Genomic DNA, 12,583 nt, shown 5'->3' with positions numbered 1-12,583 from the left:
ATTACAGGGCAATACGGAAAAAGCCTGAATTCATGAACAATACCCTCGATCCTTTGCGGATTGGCCGTCTTGATGCGGTGTCGCCGGTTCTTCTTGCCCCTATGTCAGGGGTAACTGATCAGCCTTTCAGGCGTCTGGTCAAACGGTACGGGGCTGGCCTTGTTTTTTCGGAGATGATTGCCAGCGCCCAGATGATCCGTGCTCATCGGGATACCTTGCGTATGAGCACGGCCTGTCAGGGTGAGCACCCTATGGCTGTGCAACTTGCAGGAAATGAGCCTGCGGTTATGGCAGAGGCTGCCAGAATGAACGAAGACAGGGGGGCTGCCCTGATTGACATCAACATGGGGTGCCCGGTGAAGAAGGTTGTCAAAGGGCACGCGGGGTCTGCCCTGATGCGTGATGAAGCCTTGGCTGGGGCTATCATGGAGGCTGTTGTCCGCGCAGTTGCGACGCCGGTGTCGGTTAAAATGCGCCTTGGCTGGGATTCCGGGACGCAGAACGTGGTTCGTATGGCGCAGATAGCGCGCGAAAGCGGTATTGCGATGATCACAGTGCATGGACGAACCCGGTGTCAGATGTACACGGGAAAGGCTGATTGGTCTGCCATTCGTCCTGTGGTCGAGGCAGTAGATCTACCCGTCGTGGTGAATGGTGACATTATTGACTTGGGCACTGCACAGGCCGCTTTGGCTCAATCGGGCGCTGCGGCCATTATGGTTGGGCGAGGGGCGCAGGGCAGGCCATGGCTACCAGGGGAGCTGGCACGTGCCTTACAGGGCGGGAGTCCGGTTGTTTCCCCTTCTCTTTCCGAGCGTCGGGATCTTTTGCTTGAGCACTATAGCGATATTATTGCCCATTATGGTCTGGATGTTGGCTTGCGTATTGCCCGCAAGCACGTCGCGTGGGGGGTGGCAGGCCTTCCCGGTGCTTCTGCCTTCCGGGAGTCCTTTAATGCTTTGACAGAGGTTCGGGAAGCTTTGCTGTCCATATCGCTCTTTTTTGAGCAGGTTATTGACAAAGCGCCATTGGCAGCTTGATATCCGAGCCTTGCCCGTATCCGGAAGGTGTAGAAAGTTTATTCCGTTGGTCTCTTGATATGAGAGGATAGTATCTCGGTGGTTTCACGTGCTTGCCCTGTAGATGGATTGTCTTCGTCCGACGCTGCAAGCGGTATGCCCAATAGGGATTCTTCTGAAGAAAGCGCTTCGGTCTTGCCTTCCTGCCATGGGGCGGAAGAGCGTGCTGCTGTTCAGGTTGAAGGACTGGCCGAAGCCGTACAGCGGAGTTTGGCAGCCTACTTTGCCGTGCATAAGGACGGGTTGCCCCCAGCCGGTTTATACAACCGCTTGCTCTCTGAGTTCGAGCGTCCCTTGTTGACGCTTGCTCTGGATGTCACAGGTGGTAACCAAATCCGGGCTGCTGCCTTGCTGGGGCTGAATCGCAATACACTGCGCAAGAAAATCAGGGCCTTGTCCATCAGTCCAGTCAGGGGATCTGTATGAATCAGCCTGTACAAGATGGTTCCGTCATGCGTTTTTATGCCTGGTTGCGCCAGGGGGGTGTGGCAAGAAGGCTTGCCGTTCTTCTTGGTGCGGCAGCCTTGGTCTTTGGTGCGGCAACATGGGCTGTTCTTGCCGGATTCTGGGAACCGGTTCCAGATGGGGGGCACGCCTTATCCGTCTTGTTGAATCTTGACCTTATTCTTCTTCTGGTGCTGTCAGCGCTGGTTATTCGCAGCATCGTTGCGTTATGGCTTGCACGCCGAACCGGAGGAGCAGGATCAAGACTTCATCTGCGTCTGGTTGGGCTTTTTGGTGCCGTAGCGATTACCCCGACAATTCTGGTCGCTGTCTTTTCAGCCCTGTTTTTTAACCTTGGGGTTCAGTTCTGGTTTGGGGAACGGGTTCAGACGGTCCTGTCCGAGAGCCAGGCTGTTGCGCAGGCTTATCTGGACGAGCATCGCCAAGCCATAGCTGGTCAGGCATTGGTTGTTGCTGGTGATATCCAGCGCAACTGGGAAAGGCTTCTACAAAATCCCGATGACCAGTCGCGCTATCTGCAGACCCAGGTTTATGTGCGTGGATTGACAGAGGCTGTCTTGTTTGAGCGCAGCGGTAAAGTTGGTGCGCGGGCGGGGTATACGTTTTCCCTTCAGTTCGAGGATGTTCCCCTCTGGGCGCTGGAGAAAGCAGATCAGGGTGAAGTTGCGGTCCTGACAGGTGAGAATGAAGACAGGGTTCGTGCCTTGGTGCGTCTTGATACCCTGCCCGAGATATTTCTGTACGTTGGTCGTTTTGTTGATACCGATGTCATTCGGCACATCGACAATACAGACAATGCCGTGCAGCAGTACCAACGGATGCAGTCCGGTCGGGCTGAGCTTGAGTTGCGTTTTTCCTTGGTTTTCATCGTGGTATCACTTTTGCTCCTGTTGGCTGCCGTTTGGGTTGGCTTGAACTTGGCCAATCGGTGGGCCATGCCCATAGTGGAACTGATTAATGCCAGCGAGCGTGTATCTGTTGGTGATATGGCCGTACGTGTTTCGGAGATTGATGCTTCTGATGAAGTTGCGGCCTTGTCCCGTGCCTTTAACAGGATGACCGCTCGTATCACAGCCCAGCAGAAAGAACTTCTGGAGGCGAACAGAACCCTGGATGAGCGGAAACGGTTTACCGAGACTGTTCTGGAGGGGGTTTCAGCCGGCGTTATATCAACGTCTCCCGATGGTTTCGTGACTCTGGTCAATCGTTCGGCGCAGACTCTTCTGGATCTTCCGGCTGTTTCTTCGTTGGAAGGCCAGCATATTTCTATTGTTATTCCTGAGTTTTCTCCTCTTCTTCCCGAAAAGGAGATTCTGTGCGAGGGGCAGTCAATCCAGCGCGAAATGGTTCTGAGCCGTGGGGGAAAGGATTTGACCTTTTTGGTCAGGGTCAGCGCCGAGTATGTTGATTCCAGGGTTATTGGTAATGTCATTACCTTTGATGACATTACGCTTTTGCAAGCGGCACAGCGGACTGCAGCCTGGGCGGATATTGCTCGTCGTATAGCGCATGAAATCAAAAATCCCCTGACTCCTATACAGCTCTCTGCAGAGCGCCTGAAACGGCGTTATCTCAAACAGATAGAAGAGGGGCAGGATGTCTTTGTGCAGTGCACAGATACCATTATTCGCCATGTGGGTGATATAGGACAGATGGTTGATGAATTCTCGGCCTTTGCACGGATGCCTCATCCTGTTATGAAGGATGAAAATCTTTGTGAAATCATAAGGCAGTATAGTTTTCTTCAACAAACGGCTTATCCTTCTATTCGTTTTGTGCTGGATATTCCGGAAGAAGAGGTTGTTGTTTTGTGTGACACGCGTCAGGTTGGGCAAGCATTGACAAATATTATAAAGAATGCGGTTGAAGCTATTGAATCACGGGATAATCCAACGGATCCTGGCTGTATAATCGTCTCTCTTCGGGAGCAGGGTGGCGTCATCAGGGCATCGGTTACAGACAATGGGCGTGGGTTGCCCAAGGCCAACCGGGAGCGTTTGGTTGAGCCCTATGTCACGACGCGATCCAAAGGAACGGGGCTTGGTTTGGCTATTGTCAAAAAAATTCTGGAAGATCACGGTGGTGATCTGTTACTTGAAGATGCTTCTGACGGAGGAGCACAGATTTCGATGCTGTTTGCAGTGCAGTCTGCTGTAGTACAGGATGGTGTTTCTGTTTGATCCGGAGCACATTTCAGATTTTCAGGCATAAGGCAGCACGTTGGTTTCATGGCACGTGATATCCTGATCGTTGATGATGAAGCTGATATTCGGACAGTTCTGTCAGGAATTCTGGAGGATGAGGGGTATGTGACCCGAGGTGCCGGCAGCACCGACGAAGCTCTGCTGTCTGTGGCCGATAAGGCTCCGGGGTTGATTATCCTCGATATATGGCTGGAAGGCTCCGGAATGGATGGTCTCCAGCTTCTTGATGTTCTGCGCCGTGATTATCCTTTGGTTCCCGTTGTTATGATTTCAGGCCACGGGACAATAGAAACAGCTGTTTCTGCCATTCGTAACGGTGCCTATGACTTTATCGAGAAACCATTCAAGACAGACCGGCTTTTGCTGGTTGTCGAGCGGGCCTTTGAGGCTGCCCGCCTGCGGATGGAAAATCAGCAGCTGAAGAGTGCTATTTCTGTTCCATCTGATTTGCATGGGACGTCGATGGCTATTATGCATGTTCGACAGGCGATTGCCCGCGTTGCTCCATCGGGGTCAAGGGTTCTGATCGTTGGACAAGCTGGATCCGGCAAGGAAGTGGTGGCCCGGCTGATACATGCTCATTCCCGCCGTGCAGATGCTCCATTTGTCTGCGTAAACTGTGCAACCATGCACCCGGACCGAATGGAGATAGAGCTTTTCGGGACCGAAAGAGGGTATGAGGGAGAGCAAGCATCCCGAAAGATTGGCGTGTTCGAGCAGGCAGACGGGGGCACCCTGCTTCTGGATGAGATTGGTGACATGCCATTGGAAACACAGGGAAAGATTGTCCGTGTTTTGCAAGAGCAGACATTCGAACGCGTGGGTGGAACCAAGAAGGTAGCGGTCGATGTTCGGGTTATTGCCACGACCACCCGTGATTTGCGCCTGTCCATTGCGCAAGGCGAATTCCGTGAAGATCTGTATTATCGTCTGAGTGTTGTGCCAATACATGTTCCAGCCCTGCAGGACAGGCGGGAGGACATTCCGGTTCTGTCACGTGTTATCATGGAGCAGGCTGCCCGTAGCACTGGTGCTCTACCTAGGTGTATCGGTGATGATGCCATGGCTGTGCTGCAATCCTATGATTGGCCAGGCAATGTCAGGCAACTGCGCAATGTGATTGATTGGCTGTTGATCATGGCTCCCGGAGATAACGAGGAGGTGATTCGTGCTGATATGTTGCCGGCTGAAATTAGCCTGATTGTGCCGGAGGTCTTGTTACGGCTTGAAGGATCGGCTGAAATCATGTCATTGCCTCTGCGTGACGCCCGTGAGATGTTTGAGCGGGAGTACCTGCTGGCCCAGGTTACCCGTTTTAACGGCAATATCTCGCGAACGGCTGAATTCGTTGGCATGGAACGTTCTGCTCTTCATCGGAAGTTGAAGAATCTCGGGGTGTCCAGCGAGGAGAAGGTAAGGGCCCTGTAGCCCTTATCAGTTGGCTTGTCCAGGACGGCGGAGACTGTTGACCATGAAGGTTATTATTTGCGGCGCTGGCCAAGTGGGTCACAACATTGCGCATTATCTGGCTGCCGAGAAGGACAACGATATTACCGTTGTTGACCAGCGACCGGAATTGATACGCAAAATACAGGACACACTGGACGTAAAGGCCGTGGTTGGTCACGCCTCTTATCCCGAGATCCTCGAACAGGCGGGTGCCCGTGATGCCAGTCTGCTGATTGCGGTAACGGCTGTTGATGAAGTGAACATGGTTGCTTGCCAGGTTGCGCATTCCCTGTTTTCTGTTCCGACCAAGATTGCCCGTGTACGGAGCCAGTCCTATCTGGATCCCATGTGGGGCAATTTGTTTAATCACAATGATTTGCCTATCGATGTGATTATCAGCCCGGAGATTGAGGTCGCCCGTGCGATTGCCCGTCGGTTGCAGGTGCCGGGAACGACAGACATTATCCCGCTTGTTGACAACAAGGTTCAGCTTCTGGGGGTGCGTTGTACACCGGATACCCCGGTTCTGCATACGCCCTTGCGCCAGCTTTCGGCACTGTTCCCGGATTTGCATCTGGTTATTGTTGGCATCGTCCGCAATGATCGCCCGATTGTACCTTCTGCAGAAGATCAAATGCTTGAAGGGGATATTGTCTATTTTGTCGTGGCGACCGAGCATGTGGGTCGCGCCTTGGCCGCCTTTGGCCAAGAAGCACCGCAGGCCCGCCGCATTCTGATACTGGGTGGCGGGAATATTGCCCTGTTTCTGGCCCAGCAGATTGAGCAGGATCACCCGGACATATCCTTGCGTATGGTTGAATTGCACAAGGACAGGGCGGAATACATTGCCAGAACCCTGAGCCGGGCAACCGTTATCAATGGGGATGTCCTGGATCCTGAAATTCTGAAAGAAGCCGGTGTCAGTCGCGTTGAAACCGTTATTGCGCTGACCAACGATGATGAAACAAATATTCTTTCGGCTATGCTTGCCAAGCGCTATGGCGCGGAGAGAACCATCGCTCTGCTCAATAAAACGACATACGGCGGTTTGGCGGGGCCTTTGGGTGTTGATGTTGTTGTCAATCCGCGTGGTATTACGGTTTCAAGCATTCTGCTTCATGTCCGTCGGGGGCGGATCCATGCCGTCCATTCCCTTCAGGAAGGGTTTGGAGAGGTCATTGAAGCTGTTGCCGTCGATACATCCCCCTTGGTGGGCAAATCCTTGCGCGATTTCAAGCTGCCTCCAGGGGTTATGCTCGGGGCTGTCGTACGAGGAGAACAGGTTATCATGCCCCGTGGCAATACCGTTGTTCAGGGTGGTGACAGGGTGGTGCTGTTTGCTGTTGCGGATGCCGTCAAGAAGGTTGAGAAGATGTTCTCTGTTCGCTTGGAATATTTCTGAGTATTCGCAGCTCTGTGCCATGAGATGAAGGTCATGATGGATCCTTTGCCTGTTGTATCCCCGCCGCGGGCTGTACTCTTTGACTGGGATAACACGTTGGTTGATACGTGGCCGTGCATCCTGAAGGCCATGAATATGACCTTGGTCCATATGGAGCACGATGCTTGGACCCGTGAAGAGGGTATGACACGCATTTCCCGTTCGCTGCGCGAAAGTTTCCCCGGCCTTTTTGGAAAGCGATGGAGGGAGGCCGAAAGTGTCTTTTATGAATCTTTCCGGTCATGCCATTTGGATATGCTGACGCCTCTTCCCCATGCGGAAGCCTTGGTGCGACATATATGCGGCATGGGAGTATGGGTTGGTATTGTCAGTAACAAGACTGGGGATCTGTTACGGATCGAGGTAGAGCATTTGGGATGGGGGGGCTTGTTCCATCAGGTGGCCGGGGCGGGTGATGCAAAAGCCGACAAGCCTAATATTGAACACATTTTGCATGCCCTGCAGGGATCGGGCCTGAAACCCGGACAGGATATCTGGTTTGTTGGTGATCATGCTATCGATATGCAATGTGCCAGGGAATCAGGCTGTACGCCCTTTCTTCTTCACCACCACGGACCTTTGGTTGGTGATCTTTTGTCGTGGGCACCGCAGGGCATTTATGGTAGCTGCGGGGAATTTCTTGATGCCTTGCGTACTCTTGCTGTTCCCAGCAACGAAAATAGATGATAACGAAGGAGACCCGACCGAAGGACGGTCCCCCCTGATGAAGGGGCAACAAAAAGTGGAAAGGTCATGACTGTCATGCCCAGCGAAAAATCCCAGAATATACAGGATGTTTTCCTGAACCATATCCGCAAGGCAAAAGTTCCGGTTACTGTTTACCTCGTTAACGGAGTGAAGTTGCAAGGTATTGTAAGCTGCTTTGACAATTTCTGCCTTCTGCTTCGCCGGGATGGCCATACCCAGCTGATATACAAGCACGCTGTTTCCACCGTAATGCCGGGTGGTCCCGTGCAGCTTTTCGAGCCTAAGCCTGAAGATGAACAAGAGTGAGCCAGTCTTGCGCTTCGTACGCTATGGATTCTGATCATCCTGCTGTTTCCTGGCGTAGTAAATCAGCTGTTCTGTGTCCGTTTTTAAAAAAGACAGCGAGTGGTGTGCGCACTCCAGAGGCCCGGCTGGCCGAGGCTGTTGGCCTCGCCAAGGCTATTGATCTGGATATTGTCCTGTCCGAGGTCGCCTTGGTCAGTGCCATCAGGCCAGCCACCTATATAGGGGGGGGATTGGTCGAGCGTCTTGCCCCTGTCCTCGCTGATCTGGACGTGGATATCGTCATTGTTGATGCGCGTCTGTCTCCTGTTCAGCAGCGAAATCTTGAGAAGGCGTGGGGAACCAAGGTCATTGATCGTACTGGACTTATTCTGGAGATCTTTGGTGCCCGTGCACGAACTCGTGAAGGTCAGTTACAGGTTGAGCTGGCCCATCTGGAGTATCAGAAATCGCGCCTTGTCCGTTCTTGGACGCACCTGGAGCGGCAAAGGGGCGGCTTTGGTTTTATGGGGGGGCCGGGGGAAAGTCAGATCGAGATTGATCGTCGTCTTATCGGCGACCGTATTGTCCGCCTGAAGAAAGATCTTGAGTCTGTCAAGAGGACCCGGGCTCTTCATCGTAAAGCGCGGAAGAGGACACCTTTTCCCATCATTGCCCTTGTCGGGTATACAAATGCGGGAAAGTCCACGCTTTTTAACCAGATGACCCATGCTGCCGTTATGGCAGAAAACCAGCTGTTTGCAACGCTGGATCCAACCATGCGGGCTTTGCAGTTGCCATCTGGGCGGACAGTGATTTTGTCGGACACAGTTGGTTTTGTCTCTGATCTTCCGCATGAGTTGGTCGCTGCGTTCCATGCCACGCTGGAAGAGGTTCTTGAGGCTGACCTGATCCTGCATGTCCGCGATTATGCGCATCCAGACAGTGAATCCCAGAAACTGGATGTTGAGAAGGTTCTGCGTGATGAACTGGGTCTGGATCCCGCTGTCGGGGATAGCGTTGTTGAGGTTCTTAACAAGGCGGATCTTCTTGTGGAATCCTCCATTGATCCGGACACAGGCGCACTTCTTTTGTCAGCCTTGTCCGGGGATGGTGTGGACAATGTTCTGCGCCGTATTGACGATTGTCTTGCCTTGGCACGTGTGGCTGTAGAGCTTGTTGTTCCGCCTTCTGATGGAAAAATACTAGCGTGGATCTATCGAAGGGGAGAGGTTCTGAGCCGCGAAGACCATGAAGAGGGAGTGCGTCTTATCGTACGGCTTGATCCTGCTGATGCTGGACGTTTGGCGACCAGGACAACAAGTCTTCCCGATTGACATGGGCATCCGGGCAGGTCCCATTGTGCTGGTTACTCCTTGATCTATGGGGTATACCTATGAAATGGACGATGCTTTTCTGGCCCTCGTATCAGATATTATCCGGGACACTGCTAAGACAGAAATCCTGCCCCGTTTCCGTGCGCTGTCCGCAAATCAGGTGCAAAGCAAGACATCAGCTAATGATCTGGTAACGGAAGCTGATATCTTGGCCGAGCAGAGGCTCTCGGTCTTGCTGACGGAAATTATGCCGGAATCTATGGTTGTTGGTGAGGAAGGCTGTCATGCCGATCCCGATTTGATACGGGCTATTGGAACGGCACCGCTTGTGTGGGTTGTTGACCCTTTGGATGGTACGGCCAATTTTGTTAGTGGAAATCCTGTTTTTGCAACGGTTGTTGCCTTGGTCCGTGATGGTGTAACCATGGCGGGATGGCTGCACGATCCTGTTAACGATGTCACCCTGTGTGGGTATCGTGGCAATGGCGTGATCCGTAATGGCGTCAGGGTTCGGTTAGAGCCGCATGATCGTCCCTTGTTGGAACGCACGGGATCACCGGGGGCCAATACGCCCAAGTCCCTTCAGGGGCGCTTTGCTCATAACATTCGTCATGGAAGTGCCGCCCATGATTATATGGCGCTGATCTCGGGGCGTATAGAGTTTGCTGCTTTCCGAAGGCTTGCCCCATGGGATCATGCAGCCGGGGTTCTGCTGTATGAAGAGGCTGGGGGTATTAGCAGGTTCATGGATGGCAGTCCGTATAGTCCGAGTATCCATCAGGGGTTCCTGATAGCAGCCCAGAGCCGTATGCTCTGGAACGAAATTGCCGAAGCTTTTCGCTCTGCGACGCCGTAGAGACTTTATGAAAAGAGGTCACCTTTCCGCCATGCGTCAAGATCGGCCAGTGCGCGTTGTGCATACAGGGGCTTGCGTTCCCGTCCCTTGATTTTCTTGCCTCTCGCATCGCGATCATCGGTCAGCTCCGGGAAAAGACCGAAGTTGATATTCATGGGCTGATAGGTATCTGAAACAGCGCCCCCGGTGATATGGGCAAGCATGGACCCCATCGCGGTTGTGATGGGGGGGGAGTCAAGGTGTTTGCCCAAGGCATCGGCAGCGGCAAAAAGCCCTGCCATTAGCCCAACAGCAGCGCTCTCGACATAGCCTTCGCAGCCTGTAATTTGTCCGGCAAAGCGGATGTCCGGCCTATTTCTCAGGCGCAGTTTATGGTCCAGAAGGCGGGGGCTGTTCAAGAATGTGTTTCGATGAATGCCGCCCAGCCGTGCGAATTCGGCGTTTTCAAGCCCGGGTATCATCCTGAAGACACGGCTTTGTTCTCCGTACTTCAGTTTGGTCTGGAAACCGACGATGTTGTAGATTGTGCCCAAGGCATTATCTTGCCTCAGCTGCACAACAGCGTAAGGCTTCTGTCCGGGTGTGTGGGGGTTGGTCAGTCCAACGGGTTTCATAGGGCCGTAAAGAAGCGTTTGTCGTCCGCGTTCAGCCATAACTTCAATGGGCAGGCAGCCTTCAAAATACGGTGTGTCTTTTTCCCAATACTTGAATTCTGTTTTTTCGGCTGCCAGAAGAGCATCCAGAAATGCTTCATATTCTTCGCGCGTCATGGGGCAGTTTATATAATCTGTTCCGGTGCCCTTGTCATAGCGTGACTGGAACCATGCCTTTGATAGATCAATAGAATCCTTATGCACAATTGGAGCAATGGCATCAAAGAAGGACAAGGATTCCTCACCCGTGGCGGTGCGAATTGCTTCTGCCAAGGGTGATGAGGTCAGGGGGCCTGTTGCAATGATTGTTTGGCCCCACGTTTCCGGAGGAAGTGTACGTAGTTCGGTACGCTCGACACGTATATCCGGATGAGCCTGTACACGTTTGGTAATGAATGTGGAGAAGGCTTCCCTGTCGACAGCCAAGGCGCCACCAGCTGGTACTTTTGTGTGATCTGCTGCTTCCATGATCAGGGATGAGCAGCGCCGCATTTCTTCGTGCAAAAGACCTACGGCATTGTACAGGGCATCATCAGAGCGAAAAGAGTTCGAGCAGACCAGCTCGGCAAGCTGATCTGTTTGGTGAGCGTTGGTTGTAGTTTGTGGACGCATTTCATGGATAACAACTGAAACACCGGCATTGGCCAGCTGCCAGGCGGCTTCGCATCCAGCCAGTCCACCGCCGATAATATGAACGTGCCGGGCTGTGTTGTTATGTGTAGCCATGGAAATAGCATCCCTTTTCCTGCACTGTTCCAGAGGATGCTCTCCTATCCCGGTGGTACAAAAACCTCAAGCGGCAATTTTCTATAGATGCGCGCAGCATGGATTTTAAGATCTGTTGCTTGCAGTATATAGATCTATGCGTGTTTTTTCCATCTATCTATTTGATAGATAGAGATAATTATGTATTTCGACGTTCTTGATCTCATCAATAGAGGCGAATATGATCCTGGTTCTTCGCCTTCAGCATGTGGCTGGCGGGCGGAGAGGCCACCGGGCTGTAACCCGGTGCCCAGAGGGTCTTGCACACCCCCCGGCAAATCAAACTGGCCAGGATTGACCTGCCGCCGCCCGGTCCATGCGCATGGACAGGAGACGGCATAACATGGGGTGTTTTTCTATGTGCGAAAAAAGCCGGGGTTGTGATGGAAAGTCTGTTTCAGATACCGGGTTCGATCAGAATAATTATTTCGGAGCGCCGATCTGGCGCAGCTCTATCCTCTGGAAGTACGGAATACTTCGTCTGCTGCCAACGCCTGACGATTATCCCGAATGGAAAGCAGGGGGGGTAGAGGATCCCAAGGGCAGCAGTGCCTGATAAGCACCAATAACAATGGCAATTACAGATGCATGAGGTGCATCAGGAGCAGGCCAGGGAATGGGCGGTAATATTGGGTCTGGTGATGGCACCGTTAGTACGTGCGAGCCATCTTTCTGAACCTTGAGACGCCTTGCTGTCAATTCGTACCGATCTGGGGACGGCATGAAGCGTCGTACAATCACCCACATACCATCTGTTACAGAGACAGGGACATCTGCAACAGGAACGCATATGAGAACGCTGCCTGCCTGGAAGATATCGTATATGCCCCCCGAACCAACCTGTAACCCGTATGCAGTTGGCCAAGGGTTCCCGGGGGGCAGGGGGCAGATCCGGTGTTTTTCTGGTGGCCATTCGGGAAAATTCACCCACTTCCCCGGACAAACTTCTCCTCGAACAATGACTTGTGAGGGAAGGGTACTGGATTTATGAGAGTTATTTCCCTCATTGCAACCCGGGACTTCGCCGTGAAGAAGCCAATCGGACGAAACGCCAAGAAATTCACCAAGCTTGGCCAGGTTATCAGCGCGTGGTGATTTTGTGCGTCCTGACCTGATATCCCTCAAGAAGTCAGGCTTTAGTCCTGCGGCAAGGCACAGGGCCCGCTGTGACTTGATTCCTCGTTCAGAAGCCAGGAGCATCGCCCTGGCCACGATGCTTTTACTGGTCATGGCATTGGCCTGATTCTAACGAACCGGAGCGTGAAATATCCCTTATGGAGCCGCGCCTGTCATCACGGAAGTTTCCGTTTGACTTTTGAGGTATTTTTCCCTCATATCCACTCT

At 52.8% G+C, this 12,583-nt stretch carries 13 protein-coding genes; 11 read left to right on the top strand and 2 right to left on the bottom strand.

The genetic code is table 11. From position 1 onward, the window contains the following. Nucleotides 1–32: 32 nt before the first annotated feature. The 9 genes from dusB (at nucleotide 33) to HEQ72_RS01615 (ending at nucleotide 9,821) form a co-directional block, all read left to right on the top strand. Nucleotides 33–1,040, top strand: coding sequence for a tRNA dihydrouridine synthase DusB (gene dusB / locus HEQ72_RS01655; RefSeq protein ID WP_168018866.1), 1,008 nt, complete (start codon nucleotides 33–35; stop codon nucleotides 1,038–1,040). A gap of 78 nt (nucleotides 1,041–1,118) precedes the next feature. After that, complete coding sequence (locus tag HEQ72_RS01650) at nucleotides 1,119–1,505, top strand: helix-turn-helix domain-containing protein (protein WP_415877243.1); 387 nt, start codon at nucleotides 1,119–1,121, stop codon at nucleotides 1,503–1,505. Then, the gene (locus HEQ72_RS01645) at nucleotides 1,502–3,724 is read left to right on the top strand and encodes a sensor histidine kinase NtrY-like (protein WP_168018867.1); all 2,223 of its coding nucleotides are present in this window, start codon (nucleotides 1,502–1,504) and stop codon (nucleotides 3,722–3,724) included. The genes HEQ72_RS01650 and HEQ72_RS01645 overlap by 4 nt, the downstream gene beginning before the upstream one ends. 48 nt (nucleotides 3,725–3,772) lie before the next feature. Next, the gene (locus tag HEQ72_RS01640; RefSeq protein WP_168018868.1) at nucleotides 3,773–5,176 is read left to right on the top strand and encodes a sigma-54-dependent transcriptional regulator; all 1,404 of its coding nucleotides are present in this window, start codon (nucleotides 3,773–3,775) and stop codon (nucleotides 5,174–5,176) included. A gap of 43 nt (nucleotides 5,177–5,219) precedes the next feature. After that, nucleotides 5,220–6,599 carry a Trk system potassium transporter TrkA gene (trkA, locus tag HEQ72_RS01635; RefSeq protein ID WP_168022392.1) on the top strand — a complete coding sequence of 460 codons (1,380 nt, stop codon included), beginning with the start codon at nucleotides 5,220–5,222 and terminating at the stop codon, nucleotides 6,597–6,599. A gap of 33 nt (nucleotides 6,600–6,632) precedes the next feature. After that, nucleotides 6,633–7,325 (top strand): HAD family hydrolase, encoded by a 693-nt coding sequence (locus HEQ72_RS01630; protein ID WP_245183043.1) that lies wholly within the window; start codon nucleotides 6,633–6,635, stop codon nucleotides 7,323–7,325. Nucleotides 7,326–7,400: 75 nt separating this feature from the next. Beyond that, the gene (hfq, locus tag HEQ72_RS01625) at nucleotides 7,401–7,652 is read left to right on the top strand and encodes an RNA chaperone Hfq (protein WP_168019239.1); all 252 of its coding nucleotides are present in this window, start codon (nucleotides 7,401–7,403) and stop codon (nucleotides 7,650–7,652) included. 23 nt (nucleotides 7,653–7,675) lie between these two features. Continuing rightward, a complete protein-coding gene (hflX, locus tag HEQ72_RS01620) occupies nucleotides 7,676–8,965 on the top strand; it encodes a GTPase HflX (protein ID WP_168019241.1) in 1,290 nt (429 codons plus the stop codon). A 46-nt stretch (nucleotides 8,966–9,011) separates the two neighbouring features. Further along, nucleotides 9,012–9,821, top strand: coding sequence for an inositol monophosphatase family protein (locus HEQ72_RS01615; RefSeq protein ID WP_168022391.1), 810 nt, complete (start codon nucleotides 9,012–9,014; stop codon nucleotides 9,819–9,821). Nucleotides 9,822–9,826: 5 nt separating this feature from the next. On the opposite strand, the gene trmFO is transcribed toward HEQ72_RS01615, so the two are convergent. Next, entirely contained in the window at nucleotides 9,827–11,200 is a 1,374-nt protein-coding gene (trmFO, locus tag HEQ72_RS01610) for a methylenetetrahydrofolate--tRNA-(uracil(54)-C(5))-methyltransferase (FADH(2)-oxidizing) TrmFO (protein ID WP_168018872.1), read from the bottom strand. 382 nt (nucleotides 11,201–11,582) lie between these two features. On the opposite strand from trmFO, the gene HEQ72_RS01605 reads away from it, so the two are divergent. Further along, nucleotides 11,583–11,795 carry a hypothetical protein gene (locus HEQ72_RS01605; RefSeq protein ID WP_168018873.1) on the top strand — a complete coding sequence of 71 codons (213 nt, stop codon included), beginning with the start codon at nucleotides 11,583–11,585 and terminating at the stop codon, nucleotides 11,793–11,795. On the opposite strand, the gene HEQ72_RS11785 is transcribed toward HEQ72_RS01605, so the two are convergent. Next, entirely contained in the window at nucleotides 11,741–12,364 is a 624-nt protein-coding gene (locus HEQ72_RS11785; protein ID WP_416046649.1) for a hypothetical protein, read from the bottom strand. The two genes, HEQ72_RS01605 and HEQ72_RS11785, sit on opposite strands and share 55 nt — an antisense overlap. On the opposite strand from HEQ72_RS11785, the gene HEQ72_RS01600 reads away from it, so the two are divergent. Continuing rightward, a complete protein-coding gene (locus tag HEQ72_RS01600) occupies nucleotides 12,309–12,482 on the top strand; it encodes a hypothetical protein (protein WP_168018874.1) in 174 nt (57 codons plus the stop codon). The two genes, HEQ72_RS11785 and HEQ72_RS01600, sit on opposite strands and share 56 nt — an antisense overlap. The last annotated feature ends 101 nt before the right edge of the window (nucleotides 12,483–12,583 follow it).

The organism is Haematospirillum sp. 15-248, from assembly GCF_012102665.1.
Classification (GTDB): domain Bacteria; phylum Pseudomonadota; class Alphaproteobacteria; order Rhodospirillales; family Rhodospirillaceae; genus Haematospirillum.
Note: the sequence above shows the minus strand (reverse complement) of the source record. Positions and strands in the feature narration are given on the sequence as shown.

Coding starts and splice junctions, on each gene's coding strand:
- HEQ72_RS01640 (WP_168018868.1), top strand. CDS start 3,773: ATGGCACGTGATATCCTGATCGTTGATGATGAAGCTGATATTCGGACA.
- trmFO (WP_168018872.1), bottom strand. CDS start 11,200: ATGGCTACACATAACAACACAGCCCGGCACGTTCATATTATCGGCGGT.
- HEQ72_RS01630 (WP_245183043.1), top strand. CDS start 6,633: ATGATGGATCCTTTGCCTGTTGTATCCCCGCCGCGGGCTGTACTCTTT.
- HEQ72_RS01605 (WP_168018873.1), top strand. CDS start 11,583: ATGGGGTGTTTTTCTATGTGCGAAAAAAGCCGGGGTTGTGATGGAAAG.
- hflX (WP_168019241.1), top strand. CDS start 7,676: ATGGATTCTGATCATCCTGCTGTTTCCTGGCGTAGTAAATCAGCTGTT.
- HEQ72_RS01615 (WP_168022391.1), top strand. CDS start 9,012: ATGGGGTATACCTATGAAATGGACGATGCTTTTCTGGCCCTCGTATCA.
- dusB (WP_168018866.1), top strand. CDS start 33: ATGAACAATACCCTCGATCCTTTGCGGATTGGCCGTCTTGATGCGGTG.
- hfq (WP_168019239.1), top strand. CDS start 7,401: ATGCCCAGCGAAAAATCCCAGAATATACAGGATGTTTTCCTGAACCAT.
- trkA (WP_168022392.1), top strand. CDS start 5,220: ATGAAGGTTATTATTTGCGGCGCTGGCCAAGTGGGTCACAACATTGCG.
- HEQ72_RS01645 (WP_168018867.1), top strand. CDS start 1,502: ATGAATCAGCCTGTACAAGATGGTTCCGTCATGCGTTTTTATGCCTGG.